Here is a 17968-nt window from a genome sequence, read left to right as displayed (position 1 = left end):
GCATGACTTCCGCTATCGCGAGCAGGTACGCACCAGTATCCAGGTCCAGCGCGACTACACCTTCACCCACCCGCGCTACAACCTGGAACACACCCTGTACCCCAGGGACATGGGCAACCAGGGCAACGAGTACGAGCGCTACGACTACCCCGGCCGCTACAAGCACGACAACGCCGGCAAGCCGTTTACCCAGACCCGTATCAACGCCTTGTTCGGCGATGCCCGGGTGGCCGAGGTCAAAGGCGACGACGCGCGCCTGCAGCCGGGCATCGCCTTCCAGCTGGCCGGCCATGCCCGTGAGGACCTGAACATCCTCTGGCGGCCGATGCAGATCACGCACAAGGGGCACCAGTTCACAGCGCTGGAAGAGGATGCTGCCGAAGCCGAAGTCGGCACGTCCTACACCCTCACCGCCACCTTGATTCCAGCCCGGGTCGAATGGCATGCACCTGCGTGCCCCAAGCCCGTGATCGACGGCCCGCAGATGGCCAAGGTGGTCGGCCCGCCCGGCGAGGAAATCTACTGCGACGAGCACGGCCGCGTGCGCGTGCAGTTCCCCTGGGACCGCCTGGGCCAGGACGACGACAAGAGCTCGTGCTGGGTGCGGGTGACCCAGGCCTGGGCCGGTGCCACCTGGGGCCATATGGCCATACCCCGCATTGGCCAGGAAGTGGTGGTCAGTTTCCTCGACGGCGACCCTGACCAACCGATGATCACCGGGCGTAGCTACCACATCGTCAACCGCCCGCCGTATCGCCTGCCCGAGTTCAAGGCGTTGAGCCCGATCCGCAGCAAGGAGCACCACGGCAAGCGGCATAACGAACTACGCCTGGACGACACCACCGGGCAGATCAGCGCGGCGCTGATGAGTGACCACGACCACACCGCGCTGCACCTGGGTTACCTGACCCATCCGCGTCACTTCGGTGGCCAGCCCCGTGGGCAAGGTTTCGAGCTGCGCACCGATACCCACGGGGTGATCCGCGCAGGCGGCGGCCTGCTGCTGACCACCGAACTGCGCGCCCGCGCCGTCCAGCACCACACCGACCTGGCCGAAAGCGCCGAACGCCTGCAGACCGCACAGCAGTACCACACCACCTTCGCCAGGGTCGCCCGCGACCACCTGGCCCAGGAAGGCGGCGATCAGGATGAGGTCGGTGAAGCGCTCAAGGCACAGCACGACGCCATCTGCGGCTACGGCGGCAACCCTGAAGCCAACCGGTTTCCGGAACTGGCCGACCCGCAGCTGGTGCTCGCCAGCCCGACCGGCATCGCGACCACCACCCCGGAATCCACCCACATCGCCAGCGGCGAACACCTGGGCCTGAGCACGGGTGGCCACACCAGCCTGGCCATCGGCAAGCGCCTGCTGATCAGTGCCAGCCGAGGGGTACGCCAGTTCGTCCAGAGCATGGGCTGGCGACTGGTCGCGGCCACCGGCGACATCGACCTGAAGGCCCTCAAGGACAACATCAACCTGCTGGCCAAGCTCAAGGTCAGCGTCACCGCCGAACGCATCACCCTCAGCGCCAAGGAGGAATTGGTCATCCAGGGGGGCGGCAGCAGTACCACCTACACCGCAGGGGGAATCCTGCATGCCACCGCAGGCCAGTACACCGCGCACGCGACTGACTTCATCTACAAAGGTTCGAAAAGCCAGGCGGCGGCGTTTCCCGACGCCCCCAAAACAGGTAGCGGTAACCTCGAGCTGTTCCAGCACTACGCGAACAACCATGCGTTCAAGGGGGCCGCGTACGAAGTCGAGGACGCACTGGGCCAGGTCGTCAAAGGGACATTGGACGAAAACGGGTTTGCTGCCATATCCGGACTCGCAGCGGGGCCAGTAAAAGTCCACGTGGGTCGCGACCAAACCAAAGCCATCTCCGCGGCACCGTTTGCGGAACAGCCTTCACCCTCCACTTCCGATCAAAGCATGCCCCTCAGCCCCGCAGCGGCAATGCAGGAAGCCGTGAGCCAACTCATCAGATCAGGCGAGATGGACGCTCACGATGCCAAGCGATTCATCCAATCCGCGCTGAAGGCTCCGCGCATTGCTACCACCCCGTCGCAAGAGCCCCCGCTACCGATGACGCTCCCCAATGCAAGGACAAACCAACATGGATAGGTGTGGCGGGGTAGTCGCCCCTAAAGAGACCTTCGATGAAGAGGACGTAAGAGCCGGCACCGAAATGCTGGCCAGATGGCTAACGGACCTCACAGGAGACATTGTCAACTGGAGGACCGTCATTTCTGTTGGCGAAGTTCTCCCTGTAGCCGGGTCCATCTTTGCTGCAACAGATGCCATTGGCGACATCATAGAGCTGGCCAAGGGTGACAATGCCTATCGGGCTGACCCGTTCAACTGGGTAGGCTTGGGCATCAATCTGTTTGCGATCGCGCCACTTCCTGGTGTCGGGCCCGCACGGATGGTCATGCGCCCAACGCTGAAATCGCTGAGAAGCGCCTCCAAGGACGGCATCGCTCAAGCACTTCTCAAAGCGATTGAAGGCGCACTCGCCGAGGTTTGTCCCGGTGACCTTGAAGAATTCATCGGCGAGATCGAAGCCAGGTTGCATAGCATCCTGGCCAGCTTCGCGGAGAAGATTGTCGAGGTTTGCAGGTTCCTCGCCGACCTGATCCGCTCGGTGGCGGACGGAACGGTGAAGGATGTCGCCTTGACCGCCCTGTTCCCAGGGATGCGGCTGGTTGCAGAGGCATCTGACTACTTCAAACGAAAAACCGGGATTGGCTTCAGCAAGAACGAACTGGGCTTCGGAGAAAGCGAAAAGCTAAAAGCGCTGCTTGAGCCTGTCGCACAAAGCCTCGAAAGCATCGGCCGGATGGCAGGCGACAAGATAGTTGCGATCGGCAGCAAGGCGGACCCAGGCAGCATCGCCTCAATTTTGAGTGCACTAAGCCTGGCATTGCGCAGAAGAGGATACACACCGAGACGAAGTAGCGTCGCGCCTGGCTCAACCAGCCAAAGCCGGGGCGTCCAGGGGCGCCATGGTACCGAGGCAGCTCCTGGTCAGCGGGCAGCAAAGGCAGACCCTAACTGCAAGAAGCGTGGCGCAAAAGCGGCTACCAACTGCAGCATCAGCTTCGCCACGGGTAGCGAAACGATCGTCCATACCGATTTCCAGCTACCTGGGGTATTCCCTATCGAATGGAACCGCACCTATCGCTCCTCGTTATCGGCGTTCGACAGCGGGCCATACGGAGCGCGCTGGATAACCCCGTTCGCGGCTCGCTTCGATCTCGACGAAGACCGGCTTACCTACCATGGTACTGACGGTAGAAGTCAGAAGTACTTGATGCCCAAGCTCAAAGGCAGTCACTACGATGCCATCGAGAATGTGGTCATCGCTCGGGTCGCCAAAGACACCCTCGCCCTGCTTCGGGGTCATGAAAGCCAAGAGCTCTACCAGCGGTACGGTAATCAGTTCCGCCTGAGCGCCATCAGGAACAAGGGCGGCTCCAGCATTGCACTGCACTACGAGCATCGTGTAGCCGACACTGCTGCACTCTCCGATCTGGTGACCTATCAACACGACACACCTCATCAGCATATCCACACGCAGATTGATGACCAGGGCCGCGTCATCGCGCTTTGGCTGATGTACGAGGGCCAGCCACAACGCCAACTGGCGTCATATACCTATGACGCACAAGGCGATCTGTGCAGCGCCAAGGACGAACACGGGGCGCCATGGACGTACCAGTACAAGCACCATCTGGTGACGCGCTACACCGACCGCACCGGCCGGGGCATGAACCTCGAATGGCTTGGCGAAGGCGCGGATGCCAAAGCTGTTCGCGAGTGGGGCGACGATGGCAGTCTGGACACCCGATTGAGCTGGGACCCGAACATCCGCCTTACCCGCATCGTGGACGCCAACGGCAATGAAACCCAGCATTTCTGCGACATTCTCGGCTACCCCTATCGCATCATCCATCCCGACAAGAACGAGGAGTGGCTTTACCGGGATGCCGCCAAGAACGTCACCCAACACATCCATACCGATGGCAGCGTCGATGTCTACGCCTATGACGACCGCGGCAATCTACTGCAGCACACACGCCCGGACGGGACCTCGATCCACCACGCCTATGACGACCTGGACCAGCGCTTCAAGACCCGCGATGCCGAGGGCGGCCTGTGGAAGTACGATTACGACCAGCGCGGCAACATCATCGAAACCCAGGACCCACTGGAGAACAAGACCCTCTATACCTACAACAGCGATAACCTGCCCATCGCCATCACCGACGCCAACAGCGGTGAGAAGAAGCTGGCTTATAACCCTGACGGCCAGCTGACGAGCTACACCGATTGCTCAGGCAAGACCACGCAGTGGAAATACAACGCGTTGGGGCAACTGGCCAAACTGATCAACGCCGCCGGCGATGCCACCGAATACCAGTACGAAGCCGGTCAGCTGGTGTTGCTCATCCACCCGGACAAGACCACCGAACGCTTCGAACGTGATGCCGAAGGCCGCTTGCTCAGCCATACGGATGCCCTGCATCGCCGAACCGCCTGGACCTACAACGAAGCAGGGTTGATTCACCAGCGCCACAACGCCAACGACACCACCCTCACCTACCACTGGGACAAACTCGGCCAACTGGTACGCCTGCGCAACGAGAACAACAGCGAAGCCAGCTTCAAATATGACCCCGTCGGGCGGCTGCTCAAGGAAACCGGCTTCGACAAAGAGACCACTCACTACCTCTACGACAACGGCAGCAACCTGCCCACCCGCCGCGTGGATGGCGACAGGACCACGCACTTCGAGTACGACCCCATGGGCCGGCTCATCCAGCGCAAGGCTGCTCGGCGTGGCGGTGACAAGTGGGAGGTTGAAACCTTTGCCTATGACGGCAATGGCAACCTGCTGGCGGCCAACAATGAGGCCTGCAGGCTGCAATGGTTCTACGATGCTGCCGGCAACAACACGCGCGAGCATCAGTGGCTGGATTATCTGGTCAAGCCACAGGTTGCCGTGTTCAGGCATGAGTACGATGCCCTCAACCAACGCATCGCCACCACCCGCCCCGATGGGCATCGGGTCAGTTGGCTGACCTACGGCAGCGGCCATCTTCTGGCGCTCAAGCTCGATGACCAGGAGTTGATCAGCTACGAGCGAGATGATCTTCACCGGGAGATCGGCCGCGTGCAAGGCAATGGCCTGGTCCAGCGCCAAACCTGGAGCCCGAATGGCCAGTTGCTGGAGCAGACACTGGCTCGCCAAGGTGAGTCCAGACGCATAGCGGCGCGCAGCTACCGCTATGACGAAGCCGGCCAGCTGTGCCACATCGACGACCTGAACCGTGGCGACCTGCACTATCGCTACGACCCAGTTGGCCGCTTGCTTGAAGCCAGCCGCAACTACGAGAAGGAAACCTTCGCCTTCGACCCGGCGAGCAACCTGCTGGACCCCGAGGCACCACCCAATCCTAATCCGCACTCGCCGCACAAGCTGATGGACAACGTGCTGCGCAGCTACTGCGGCACGCAGTATCGGTACGACGAGCGCGGCAACCTGCAGGAGCGGATTGAGAACGGCAAGATAGGCAAGTTCACCTGGGACCTGTATGACCGGCTGCGGCGCTACGAAGATGAGCGGCTGGTTGTCGAGTTCGGGTATGACGCGTTAGGCCGCCGGGTGTACAAGGACTCGCGCTCGAAGTACCGCAAACGGTTACAAGCAGGGCCGGTCTGGAACGAGAATGCACGGCGTGCGCTGGATGAAAAGCTGGGGTGCGATCTGACGCTGTTCATCTGGGACGGCGATACGCTGGCGTTCGAGCAGCGCGGTCGGGATGGTAAAGGGCGGACTACGCACTATGTGTTTGAACCGGGGACCTTCGTTCCGGTCGCGCAAGGGGTGATGAATCACATTGAGGAGATGCTGCATCAGCCACATTACGACTTCCCATATACCATCGACAGAGATCCGGTTTGGCAGCAGAAGCCAACACCGAAGCCGTTCGACGCTTTTGGCTGGTACCAGTGTGATCATCTCGGTACGCCTCAAGAGCTTACCAACAAGCCTAGAGAAATCGCGTGGAGCGGTATGCATAATGCTTGGGGAGCCACAATTAACCTGATCAACGAAGACAAGACACGAGAGAAAGTGCATAACAAGATTCGCTTTCAAGGCCAATACTTCGACGTTGAAAGCGGCCTCCACTACAACCGCTATCGTTACTACTCACCAAAAGTAGGAAGATATATTAGCAAAGATCCAATTTTACTCGCAGGTGGTATGAATGTTTACGCTTATGGAATGAACCCCATCGGGTGGCTGGACCCACTTGGCCTAGCCGCCAAGGGTCAAATTGGTACGTGGAGCAGTCTTAATCGTCGAGGTAAACGCGGCGATATCGGCGATGAATTAGAAGCACATGAACTAGTACGCCATGAGGCGCTTGTACAGATGGGGTGCACCCCTAAAAATCGAAGAATGAGAGGAAACCCTTCAATAGCCCTAGATGGCCCCCAACATGATGAAACCCACATAATCGAAAACTCTCTCGCCAGATTACACCTTAACCTGAATCCAAATGAATTTGATTTCGACTCCAAAACTGGCAACCCATCAAAGCGGCAAATGGACGTATGGCAAGGCGCCCTTCGACAATCAGGAATATCACCATCACAAGCTAGGAAATTGCGCCAAGAGTCTAATACTTTTCTAAGTAACCTTATCTGTTGCTGCCCATAAAAGAGGAATTATAATGTTCAATGAAATTATTTTTAGCAAAACCGCCCCCTTAGAGGGACAGGCATATATAGGACCGAAAGTTTGGCTCCCATCGGACATCAAGTGGCCAACCACCCAGGAAGGGAAACCTCTTAGTCATTTAATGGCGATCCCTACGTCTTGGTTTTCCAAAAAAACGAGCCTCAAAAACCACTACATATCTATCTTCATACCATACACCAAAAACTCATCAACACACTATAGAGATCTGAGCATAAGAAACACCAATCACTCCGCAGTAGTGATAGGATATTTTAAATCCCCAACACCCATTGACCAAGCACACCAAATTAGCGATAGCGGCAGCGCTTTTATTTCAGCAAACCTTAACACCGATGATGAAGAAAACTTGGCTTCAAAGGTCGACGGCATAGATGCTTGGCTACAGCGGGAAATCATTATCGACAGCCATTGTAGGCGCGCGTCCATTTACGGCGCAGACTTGGACATATGCCTCCCGCATGACAAGGGGATTCTTTCCGACGGCATGGGATACTTGTTTCTGCACGACGACTTCGAATCAAGAAAAATTACGGAAGTCGGAAAATTCTTCCTTCAACTATAATATGCAGCCACGGCCATTCAACAATGAACAATATAGTTAGAGTTGGCGACACAACGGACCATGGAGGCGTTGTGATCGGATCCATAGCCAATACAAACCTAAACGGCAAACCCATGGCCGGTAAAGGCAACATGGTTTTCTGTCCTCTATGTAAAGGAGAATTCCCAATCATCGAGAGCAGTGATACCTACCGCGTCAACGGAGTTCCTGTCGCGCTCGACGGCATGAAAACCGCGTGCGGCGCCAGCTTGATCGCCAGCGCATCACACGGCAGCGTCCATCGCTGAGTCAGCCAGGCCAAGTGGAGCTGGCGAACAAGAGACATCCCAGCAGTATGTCTGTTGCCGCCGCTCCCGACCTAAAATTGAGAGCTGATACCTACAACAGCGATAACCTGCCCATCGCCATCACCGACGCCAACAGCGGTGAGAAGAAGCTGGCTTATAACCCTGACGGCCAGCTGACGAGCTACACCGATTGCTCAGGCAAGACCACGCAGTGGAAATACAACGCGTTGGGGCAACTGGCCAAACTGATCAACGCCGCCGGCGATGCCACCGAATACCAGTACGAAGCCGGTCAGCTGGTGTTGCTCATCCACCCGGACAAGACCACCGAACGCTTCGAACGTGATGCCGAAGGCCGCTTGCTCAGCCATACGGATGCCCTGCATCGCCGAACCGCCTGGACCTACAACGAAGCGGGGTTGATTCACCAGCGCCACAACGCCAACGACACCACCCTCACCTACCACTGGGACAAGCTCGGCCAACTGGTACGCCTGCGCAACGAGAACAACAGCGAAGCCAGCTTCAAATATGACCCCGTCGGGCGGCTGCTCAAGGAAACCGGCTTCGACAAAGAGACCACTCACTACCTCTACGACAACGGCAGCAACCTGCCCACCCGCCGCGTGGATGGCGACAGGACCACGCACTTCGAGTACGACCCCATGGGCCGGCTCATCCAGCGCAAGGCCGCTCGGCGTGGCGGTGACAAGTGGGAGGTTGAAACCTTTGCCTATGACGGCAATGGCAACCTGCTGGCGGCCAACAATGAGGCCTGCAGGCTGCAATGGTTCTACGATGCTGCCGGCAACAACACGCGCGAGCATCAGTGGCTGGATTACCTGGTCAAGCCACAGGTTGCCGTGTTCAGGCATGAGTACGATGCCCTCAACCAACGCATCGCCACCACCCGCCCCGATGGGCATCGGGTCAGTTGGCTGACCTACGGCAGCGGCCACTTGCTTGCGCTCAAGCTCGATGACCAGGAGCTGATCAGCTACGAGCGAGATGATCTGCACCGGGAGATCGGCCGCGTGCAAGGCAATGGCCTGGTCCAGCGTCAGACCTGGAGCCCGAATGGCCAGTTGCTGGAACAGACACTGGTTCGCCAAGGTGAATCCAGACGCATCGCGGCGCGCAGCTACCGCTACGACGAAGCCGGCCAGCTGTACCACATCGACGACCTCAACCGTGGCGACCTGCACTATCGCTACGACCCAGTTGGCCGCTTGCTTGAAGCCAGCCGCAACTACGAGAAGGAAACCTTCGCCTTCGACCCGGCGAGCAACCTGCTGGACCCCGAGGCACCACCCAATCCTAATCCGCACTCGCCGCACAAGCTGATGGACAACGTGCTGCGCAGCTACTGCGGCACGCAGTATCGGTACGACGAGCGCGGCAACCTGCAGGAGCGGATTGAGCACGGCAAGACAGGCAAGTTTACCTGGGACCTGTATGACCGGCTGCGGCGCTACGAAGACGAGCGGCTGGTTGTCGAATTTGGCTATGACGCGTTAGGCCGTCGAGTCTACAAGGACTCGCGCTCGAAGTACCGCAAACGGATACAAGCAGGGCCGGTCTGGAACGAGAATGCACGGCGAGCGCTGGATGAAAAGCTGGGGTGCGATCTGACGCTGTTCATCTGGGACGGCGATACGCTGGCGTTCGAGCAGCGCGGTCGGGATGGTAAGGGGCGGACTACGCACTATGTGTTTGAGCCGGGGACTTTCGTTCCGGTTGCGCAAGGGGTGATGAATCACATTGAGGAGATGCTGTATCAGCCGAGCTATGGCTTCCCCTATGACATCGATCGGGATCTGGTATGGCAGGAAAAACCAACGCCGAAGCCTTTTGACACTGTGGGCTGGTACCAGTGCGACCATTTAGGCACCCCCATGGAAGTTACGAGCGTAGAAGGACATGGTGGCATGGCATGGAATTTACAGCGCCTTTGGCTCAGGTAGCACCTATAATATCAACACAAACTCGCTACCAGCCAATAATAATCTACGCTTCCAAGGCCAATATTCAGACCTTGAGACCAACCTGCATTATAACCGACATAGATTCTATAGCCCCCAAACTGGAAGATTTTGCGAAAAGGATCCAATCGGGTTATTGGGGGGACTCAACCTATATCTATACGCCGCCAATCCAATAAGCTGGGTGGATCCACTCGGCCTGAAACCATGCCCAGAAGACTGCAATAAAATTTTGTCCGAAGCTGGCGTTGACATCGACACCCATGCCAACCTTAGCACCGACGCTAAACACAAAGGATCTCTTTATGAATCCCACCACATCTACCAACAGGCCGCTCTACTTGATAATAAAACAAAACAACCCCTTATTAACGACTATACATCAGGCAATGCAATCGCAATCAGGCTTGTTGGAAAAAATCCTGATAGATCTCGAACTGGTACCCCACACTATAAAGCGACGCTATCTCAAAATTCAGCATCATCTGCAGGATTACTTGGCAGTGAGACCGTAGTAGCGTTCAACGCACTGAGAGCAGCAGGGCTAAGCGCCTCAGTTGCAAAGTGCGCCACGCTAAAAGCCCGCGGTCAATTATCACATCTTGGCGCCCACGCAGGTACACCCACGCTGACCCCAAGATCCAGGAGAAAATGAAAATGCCAGCAAATCTAGACACCAATAAGCACGCTTTATTGAGCGAATTCATTAAGGCCATCTCCGAGAATGACACAAAAACCTTGTCCACTAAGTTCGGCCTACCGCATGCAGTAATTTTAGAGATTCAAGATCTCCTACCAATCTATTTCCATGCAGGAGCAATACTGTCCGCACCACCATTAGGCAACCAGGACTCTCAAGTCAACAAAGCACCATTAATAACCGTGTACGACACCGGTGATGGAGATATCGCCGTGGAATGTTTCATCCTAGAAAACAACGAACCTAGCGAAGCAATCCTTCATGTAAGCTTTTCCGCATCCAATCCAAACACATTGAGCTATGAATTCATAGACTCGTAAAACTTAACACAATAGAAGATACGAAAATCCATAATGAGAAATATAATACGACTTGGAAATACCACTGATCACGGCGGAACCGTGATCGACTTCATTCCGCATACCAATCTCAACAGCAACCCTATGGCCGGCAAAGGCAACATGGTTTTCTGTCCTTTATGCAAAGGAGAATTCCCAATCATCGAGGGCAGTGATACCTACCGCGTCAACGGAGTTTCTGTCGCACTCGATGGTATGAAAACCGCGTGCGGCGCCAGCTTGATCGCCAGCGCATCACACGGCAGCGTCCACCGCTGAGTCAGCCAGGCCAAGTAGATCAGGCGAACAACAGGCGCCCCAGCAGTATGTCTGTTGCCGCCCCTCCCGCCCCAAAGTTGAGAGCTGGTCAGGCTGTTCTCCAACACCCGCGACGCACTACACAATTATGTTCAGCCAGGCGATCGCCCACCCGCGACATGACACAGCCCTATCGCCCCGTGGCACATCGTCCTTCCGTCGCGCATACTGAAACACCCACCCCCCGCGCGGTACCAGCCATGAACCGCTGCCTGCTGCTCGCCGCCCTGCTGCTCTGCACCCCCGCCCCGGCCGCCGATGACTGGAACCTGGCCTACGACCGCGAAGGCATCCGCGTTTACCTGAGCGCCGCCCCCGACTCGCCCTACCAGCAATTCCGTGGTGTCAGCACCATGAAAGCCAGCGTTCGCACGCTCACCGACCTGCAGGAGAACCTGCGGGTGGCCTGCAAGTGGCTGTACGCCTGCGCCGAGATGCGCTTGCTGGATGTGCAGGGCGAAAACACCTGGGTGTACCTGACCACCAACCTGCCGTGGCCGACGATGCCGCGGGACATCGTGCTGAAGGTCACCACCGAACGCCTGGACGACGGCACGCTGCTGCGCCACCTGAGCGCCGAGCCCGGCAGGATCCCCAAGGTAAAGGGGCTGATCCGCGTGCAGCACCTCAGCGGCGAGTGGCGGATGAAACCGCTGGGTGAGCGCAAGACCGAAGTGACCTACCAACTGCAGGCCGACCCTGCGGGGGATGTGCCGGGGTGGCTGGCCAACCGGTTTGTGGTGGATGCACCCGTGGTGACATTGCGGACCTTGCGGGCGGTGGCCGAGCGCCAGCCTTGAAATGCCTGCACGGTCCTATCGCCGACAAGCCGAGCTGCCACTCCGATCGCGCCGCTCTCAAGGCCAGTGAACTGGTTCGCAAGCGGTCCGTGCACCCTGTGGGAGCGGCTTCAGCCGCGAAGAATCCAACGCGGTGGATGGCACCGGCTGCGCCGGTGTTCGCGGGTAAACCCGCTCCCACAGGGATTTGCACAAGCCTTCAGATTTGCGCAAGACAGTTTCCACCGGCAGCATCACGGCCCTTCTGGGCTACCGCCATCGCGCTTTTTCTGCCACTGTGCCCGCGCGGCGCGGACCAGCGCGCCGCGCCTGGCCAGGACGTCACATGAAAACACAAGAAAATGGCAACACGCACAAAGGCTACCGGCGCATCATCCCGTCGATGACCGCGCTGCTCGAATTCGAAGCGGTAGCCCGCCACACCAGTTTCACCCTGGCCGCCCAGGAGCTGGGCGTCACCCAGGCCGCGGTCAGCAAGCAGGTCAGGCAGCTTGAAGAAAACCTCGGCCGCCAACTGTTCCAGCGCCTGCACCGCGGCATCCGCCTGACCAGCGAGGGCCAGGCGCTGTACGCGGTGGTTTCCGATTCCATGCAGAAGATCGCCTCGGTCTTCGACCGCCTCAGCGAAGGCGACAGCGAACAGGAACTGGTGCTCAGCTCCACCGCCACCTTCTCCCAGTTGCGGGTGATGCCGCGCCTGGGCAGCCTGCGCAGCGCCCTGCCCCAGGTGCGTCTGCGCCTGGCCACGCAGATGTTCACCGGCGACCTGCGCAACCACGATGTCGACCTGCTGGTGCGCTATGGCAATGGCCGCTGGGAAGACGGCATTGCCCTGCACCTGTTCGATGAAGAGATCTTCCCGGTGTGCTCGCCGGCCTGGCTGGCGCACAACCCGCTGCCGGACTCGCTGGAGGCGCTGTACCGGGCCGACCTGCTGGACGCCGATGCCACCACCGAAGGCTGGATGACCTGGCCCACCTGGTTCCGGGCACTGGGCGGCAACCCGCCGAAGCTGCACTACAACCTGCGCTGCCAGCTGTATACCGACACCATCCAGGGCGCACTGCATGGGCATGGCGTGGCACTGGGCTGGGGGCGCATGCTCGACCACCTGTTGGCGTCCGGCGAGCTGGTGCGCCTGACCGACCTGGTGGTGCGGCCGCGTGAGGCCTATTACCTGGTAGTGCCTCACGGGCGCACCACCACCCCGACCATTCTGCGGCTGGTGGACTGGCTGCGCGACAATTTGCCCACCGCATGATCGGTTCACGCTGTAGGAGCGGCCTTGTGTCGCGATAGGGCTGCAAGGCAGCCCCAAGGCTCAGCGCAGATGCACAAATTTCTGGGGCTGCTTTGCAGCCCTGTCGCGACACAAGGCCGCTCCTACAAGGGCCGGTGCAAGCCGAGGCGTCAGGCCGCCGTGGCTGTCTGCGGCTGGGAGCAAGCCCTGGCCCTGCGCCGATAGGCCAGCAACAGGCCTGCGTACCACAGCGGCATCACGTACAGCGCGGTGCGGGTGTCCGGCTCCAGCGCCAGCAGGCACAGCACGAAGATCAGGAACAGCTGCGACAGCGCAGCGGTGACCTTGCCACCAGGCAGCTTGAACGTCGACTGCTCATGCGCCTGCGGATCCTGCCGGCGATAGGCGAAGTAAGACATCAGGATCAGCGACCAGGTAACGATGATCATCACCGCGGAAATGGTCGACACCAGGGTGAACACGGTCATCACCTCGGGGATCACGAACAGCAGCGTCAGTGCGATCGCCATGCACACCCCCGAGAACACCAGCGCGCGTACCGGCGTACCCGAGCCCGACAACCGCCCGAACGCCACCGGCGCCTGCTGCTGGTGCGACAGGCCGTAGAGCATCCGCGAGCCGGAATACACGCCACTGTTGGCCGACGAGGCCGCAGAGGTCAGCACCACGAAGTTGATGATGCCAGCGGCAGCGGGCAACCCACCCAGCAGGAACAATTCAACGAACGGGCTGCGATTGGCCGGCACATTGGCCCAGGAGATGACACTGATGATGCACACCAGCGAGCAGATGTAGAACAGCAGGATACGCACCGGGATGGTGTTGATGGCCTTGGGCAAGGTCCGCTCCGGGTCCTTGGCCTCCGCGGCTGCGGTGCCGATCAGCTCGGTACCGACAAAGGAGAATATGGCGATCTGGAACCCGGCGAGGAAACCGAGGATGCCATGCGGCATGACCACGCCCGGGGCCACCAGGTGGCTGAACGAGGCGGTCACCCCGGCCGGCGAGGTGTAGGACATGGCGACCATCACCAGGCCGGTTACCACCAGCAGCACGATGGCCACGATCTTGATCAGGCCGAACCAGAACTCCACCTCGCCGAACGCTTTCACCGCCAGCATGTTCAGCCCCAGCAGCAGGAACATGGTGGCGAATGCCGGTAGCCAGGTGGGCACATCCGGGTACCAGTACTGCACGAACCCCGCCACGACCACCACATCGCCCACCGCCGCGACCACCCAACTCAGCCAGTACGACCAGCTGAGGATGTAACCGGCCCTTGGCCCCAGGTAGTTGTGCACCAGGTCGGCGAACGATTCCATCTGCAGGTTGGCCAGCAGCATCTCGCCCATGGCCCGCATGACGCAGAACACGAAAAAGCCGATGATGGCGTACACCAGGATGATCGACGTGCCGGACAGCGCAATGATCTTGCCCGAGCCCATGAACAGGCCGGTGCCAATTGCGCCACTGATCGAAATAAGCTGGATATGCCGGTTTTCCAGCCGGCGCTTGAGCACGCGGCCATCTTCCGGAACTGCGCTTTGCGCGTTGCACGTTTGCTGCATAGTTGACCTCTTATTCTTTTTTTGTAAAACCTCAGCGCCCCGCGCCGCACCAGTTAGTTGGTACTCAAGTGCAGGCTTTTAGTCATTCAAGACTGTCGAAGCGTGGGTATTGACACAGATGAAGAACAGTTCCCGATGCAACTTCGCAGCGGGCTTACTTATTCTATTGAAACGCACCAGAGTGGCGCGCCCGATACAGTCCCGCGAAAGCCGTTTCATTCTGCCAGCGGCCCGGGTCAAGCGGAACGCTACAGAATGCACACAGCCAAAGAGATTTTGTGCAGTGTGAAAAGCCTGGGTGACAGTTTGCACAATGCACCTGCCACAAGGCCTGACCCAGCGGTCACATCTTGTAGGTCGAGAGCAGGATGCTGGTCTCGGTGTTTTCGATGTGCGGTATCGAGCGGATGGTGTTCAACGCCCGGTCGAAGGCCTCGAGGGTGTCGGCACGCAGCTCAGCCATCAGGTCCCAGCGGCCATTGGTGGTATGGATGGCCACCACGTTGGGATGCCCACGCAGCGCGTGCTTGACCTCTGCGGCGTGGTGGCCGCTGATGCCGATGCTGGTGATGGCCCGCACACCCTGCTCCAGCGCATCGGAGCGCAGGCGTACCGTGTAGCCGATGATCACGCCCTGCTCTTCGAGCCGGGTGATGCGGTTTTGCACGGTTGCCCTGGCTACCTTGAGCTTCTTCGCCAGGGTCAGCACGGGTGTGCGCGCGTTGTCCCGCAACAGCGCAATCAGTTCCCGATCGATAGTATCCATGGATGCCTGCCAAATAATCAGATTGCTATTTTGGGGTGGCAGATTGTCTAGAAAGTTGATGAAACTGGCAACCTGCTCTCTTCATCTTGACGCAACCTTTCATCAAAATGTTCATGCCACTTCAACAATCTCAAGCGTTCATCCCGCAGGCCACTGGGGTGAGAGCGCAATAATAAGGTGCAAAGCATGACGTATTTCATTGATGTTCCAACCATGTCGGACTTGGTACATGACATTGGCGTAGCGCCGTTCATCGGCGAACTGGCCGCAGCCATTCGCGAAGATTACAAACGCTGGCAGGAGTTTGATAAATCCGCGCGTGTTGCCAGCCATTCGGAAGTCGGCGTGATCGAACTGATGCCGGTCGCCGACAACAGCCGCTATGCCTTCAAATACGTCAATGGCCACCCGGCCAACACCGCCCGCGACCTGCATACGGTGATGGCCTTCGGCGTGCTGGCCGATGTCGACACCGGCTACCCGGTGCTGCTGTCCGAACTGACCATCGCCACCGCCCTGCGCACTGCGGCCACCTCGCTGATGGCAGCGCAGGCGCTGGCCCGGCCGAACTCGCGCAAGATGGCGCTGATCGGCAACGGTGCGCAAAGCGAATTCCAGGCACTTGCCTTCCACAAGCACCTGGGCATCGAAGAAATCGTCGCCTACGACACCGACCCGCTGGCCACCGCCAAACTGATCGCCAACCTCAAGGAATACAGCGGCCTAACCATCCGCCGCGCCGGCTCGGTGGCAGAAGCGGTGAAAGGCGTGGACATCATCACCACGGTGACCGCCGACAAGGCCTACGCCACCATCATCACCCCCGACATGCTCGAACCCGGCATGCACCTGAATGCCGTGGGTGGCGACTGCCCAGGCAAGACCGAACTGCATGCCGATGTGCTGCGCAGCGCTAGGGTGTTCGTCGAGTACGAGCCGCAAACCCGCATCGAAGGTGATATCCAGCAGTTGCCGGCGGACTTCCCGGTGGTCGACCTGTGGCGTGTGCTGCGCGGCGAGACCGAGGGCCGCCAGAGCGACGCCCAGGTCACCGTGTTCGACTCGGTGGGCTTCGCCCTGGAAGACTACACCGTACTACGGTACGTACTACAGCAGGCCGAAAAACGCGGCATGGGCAGCAAGATCGACCTGGTGCCTTGGGTGGAGGATGACCCCAAGGACCTGTTCAGCCATACCCGCGGTCGCGCTGCCAAAAGCCGCATCCGACGCGTTGCCTAACCCTGCTCCCAACCTGGTATTTCACATGGCATTTCCAACGCGTTCCATTCAGGCACCTGCAGCAGTGGTGATGGTCAGGCCGCATGCCTTCACCCCCAACCCGGAAACCGCAGCCGACAACTCGTTCCAGCGCAGCAACCCCGACATCGCCGCCCAGGCCCTGGCCGAGATGGCACGCGATGAAGTCACCCAGGCCGCCGGCCGGCTCGAAGCCGAGGGCGTGCGGGTGCATCTGTTCGACGACTTCGGTGAGCACAACACCCCCGACTCGGTATTCCCCAACAACTGGTTCTCCACCCACCCCGGGGGGCACATCGCGATCTACTCGATGTACTCGCGCAACCGCCGCCGCGAACGGCGCGCCGATGTGATCGAGATGCTCAAGCATGAGTACCGGGTGCAGGATGTGATCGACTATTCGGGGCTGGAGCAGGACGAACTGTTCCTTGAAGGGACCGGCGCCATGGTCTTCGACCACCTGTCGCGGGTGGCCTATACCGCGCGCTCCAACCGCGCCGACCCGATTGCCCTGGAGCGTTTCAGTACGCACTTCAACTTCGAGCCGATGGTGTTCGACACCGCCGATGAACAAGGCTCGCCGATCTACCACACCAATGTGCTGATGTGCGTGGCGACGGAGTTTGCGCTGGTGGGCTTTGGCACCTTCACCAACAAGGCGCGGGCCGAGGAAGTGCGAATGCGCCTGCTTGAGTCGGGCCGCGATGTGATCGACCTGAGCAACCGGCAGATCAGCCAGTTCGCCGGCAATGCCATCGAACTGTCGGGGCGTGACGGTCGCATCCTGGCGCTGTCGCGCAAGGCCTTCGACAGCCTGACCGGCGAACAGCGCCAGCGCATCGAACGCTCGGCGCGGCTGGTGCCACTCGATGTGCCGACCATCGAAATGGCAGGGGGCTCGGTGCGCTGCATGATTGCCGGGATACACCTGTCGCCAAGAATGACAGCTGCCTGCGCCTGACCCACGACCTAACTGGCTGACGCGGCCCTTGTAGGAGCGGCCTTGTGTCGCGAAAGGGCCGCAAAGCGGCCCCGGCAATCTCTGCAGCGACGCTGAAACCTGGGGCTGCTGCGCAGCCCTTTCGCGACGCAAGGCCGCTCCCACAGGGATCGCGTGAGACTGCCAAATCCTGTATCGCCGCACAGTTCGTCAGATCCCGCCACCTGCCAGCATCCACCGTCGGCCGGTGGACGACGTTCTTGTGGGAGCGGCCTTGTGTCGCGAAAGGGCCGCAAAGCGGCCCCGGCAATTTCTGCAGCAACGCTGAAACCTGGGGCTGCTGCGCAGCCCTTTCGCGACGCAAGGCCGCTCCTACAAGGGATCGCGTCAGATTGCCAAATCCTGTATCGCCGCAC

The 17968-nt window shown here is 59.5% G+C and carries 14 protein-coding genes; 12 read left to right on the top strand and 2 right to left on the bottom strand.

Translation table 11 applies throughout. The features are described 5' to 3' along the window. From ABIB24_RS26355 to ABIB24_RS26310, 10 genes are all read left to right on the top strand, one after another. Positions 1–2125 (top strand): type VI secretion system Vgr family protein (locus tag ABIB24_RS26355; RefSeq protein ID WP_354317670.1); only part of this gene is annotated, 2125 nt, incomplete at its 5' end. Further along, on the top strand, positions 2100–6731 hold the full coding sequence (locus ABIB24_RS26350) for an RHS repeat-associated core domain-containing protein (RefSeq protein WP_354317668.1): 4632 nt from the start codon (positions 2100–2102) through the stop codon (positions 6729–6731). The genes ABIB24_RS26355 and ABIB24_RS26350, both read left to right, overlap by 26 nt. Before the next feature lie 13 nt (positions 6732–6744). Continuing rightward, the gene (locus ABIB24_RS26345; RefSeq protein WP_354317666.1) at positions 6745–7335 is read left to right on the top strand and encodes a hypothetical protein; all 591 of its coding nucleotides are present in this window, start codon (positions 6745–6747) and stop codon (positions 7333–7335) included. Between the two features lie 23 nt (positions 7336–7358). Continuing rightward, positions 7359–7622 carry a PAAR domain-containing protein gene (locus ABIB24_RS26340; protein ID WP_354317664.1) on the top strand — a complete coding sequence of 88 codons (264 nt, stop codon included), beginning with the start codon at positions 7359–7361 and terminating at the stop codon, positions 7620–7622. A gap of 77 nt (positions 7623–7699) precedes the next feature. Then, entirely contained in the window at positions 7700–9586 is a 1887-nt protein-coding gene (locus tag ABIB24_RS26335) for a hypothetical protein (RefSeq protein WP_354317662.1), read from the top strand. Next, entirely contained in the window at positions 9543–10259 is a 717-nt protein-coding gene (locus tag ABIB24_RS26330) for an RHS repeat-associated core domain-containing protein (RefSeq protein ID WP_354317660.1), read from the top strand. Before ABIB24_RS26335 ends, ABIB24_RS26330 begins: the two co-directional genes overlap by 44 nt. 2 nt (positions 10260–10261) lie before the next feature. Further along, positions 10262–10624: a hypothetical protein gene (locus tag ABIB24_RS26325; protein ID WP_354317658.1), complete on the top strand. Its 363-nt coding sequence runs from the start codon at positions 10262–10264 to the stop codon at positions 10622–10624. Between the two features lie 33 nt (positions 10625–10657). Then, positions 10658–10921: a PAAR domain-containing protein gene (locus ABIB24_RS26320; protein WP_354317656.1), complete on the top strand. Its 264-nt coding sequence runs from the start codon at positions 10658–10660 to the stop codon at positions 10919–10921. 239 nt (positions 10922–11160) lie between these two features. Next, a complete protein-coding gene (locus ABIB24_RS26315; protein WP_274078816.1) occupies positions 11161–11760 on the top strand; it encodes an START domain-containing protein in 600 nt (199 codons plus the stop codon). 325 nt (positions 11761–12085) lie between these two features. After that, positions 12086–13021 (top strand): LysR substrate-binding domain-containing protein, encoded by a 936-nt coding sequence (locus ABIB24_RS26310; protein ID WP_025338896.1) that lies wholly within the window; start codon positions 12086–12088, stop codon positions 13019–13021. Between the two features lie 149 nt (positions 13022–13170). Here the strand turns inward: ABIB24_RS26310 and ABIB24_RS26305 are convergent, their stop codons facing one another. Together ABIB24_RS26305 and ABIB24_RS26300 are read right to left on the bottom strand one after the other, a co-directional pair. Beyond that, positions 13171–14589 carry an amino acid permease gene (locus ABIB24_RS26305; RefSeq protein ID WP_354317653.1) on the bottom strand — a complete coding sequence of 473 codons (1419 nt, stop codon included), beginning with the start codon at positions 14587–14589 and terminating at the stop codon, positions 13171–13173. A gap of 343 nt (positions 14590–14932) precedes the next feature. Further along, positions 14933–15355, bottom strand: a complete 423-nt coding sequence (locus ABIB24_RS26300; RefSeq protein ID WP_012272037.1) for an Lrp/AsnC family transcriptional regulator — start codon at positions 15353–15355, stop codon at positions 14933–14935. 186 nt (positions 15356–15541) lie between these two features. On the opposite strand from ABIB24_RS26300, the gene ocd reads away from it, so the two are divergent. Both ocd and ctlX read left to right on the top strand, forming a co-directional pair. Next, positions 15542–16594, top strand: a complete 1053-nt coding sequence (gene ocd / locus ABIB24_RS26295; protein WP_085665769.1) for an ornithine cyclodeaminase — start codon at positions 15542–15544, stop codon at positions 16592–16594. A gap of 25 nt (positions 16595–16619) precedes the next feature. Then, complete coding sequence (gene ctlX, locus ABIB24_RS26290) at positions 16620–17573, top strand: citrulline utilization hydrolase CtlX (protein WP_354317650.1); 954 nt, start codon at positions 16620–16622, stop codon at positions 17571–17573. The last annotated feature ends 395 nt before the right edge of the window (positions 17574–17968 follow it).

The organism is Pseudomonas sp. UYEF17, from assembly GCF_040546125.1.
GTDB lineage: Bacteria > Pseudomonadota > Gammaproteobacteria > Pseudomonadales > Pseudomonadaceae > Aquipseudomonas > Aquipseudomonas putida_Z.
Note: the sequence above shows the minus strand (reverse complement) of the source record. Positions and strands in the feature narration are given on the sequence as shown.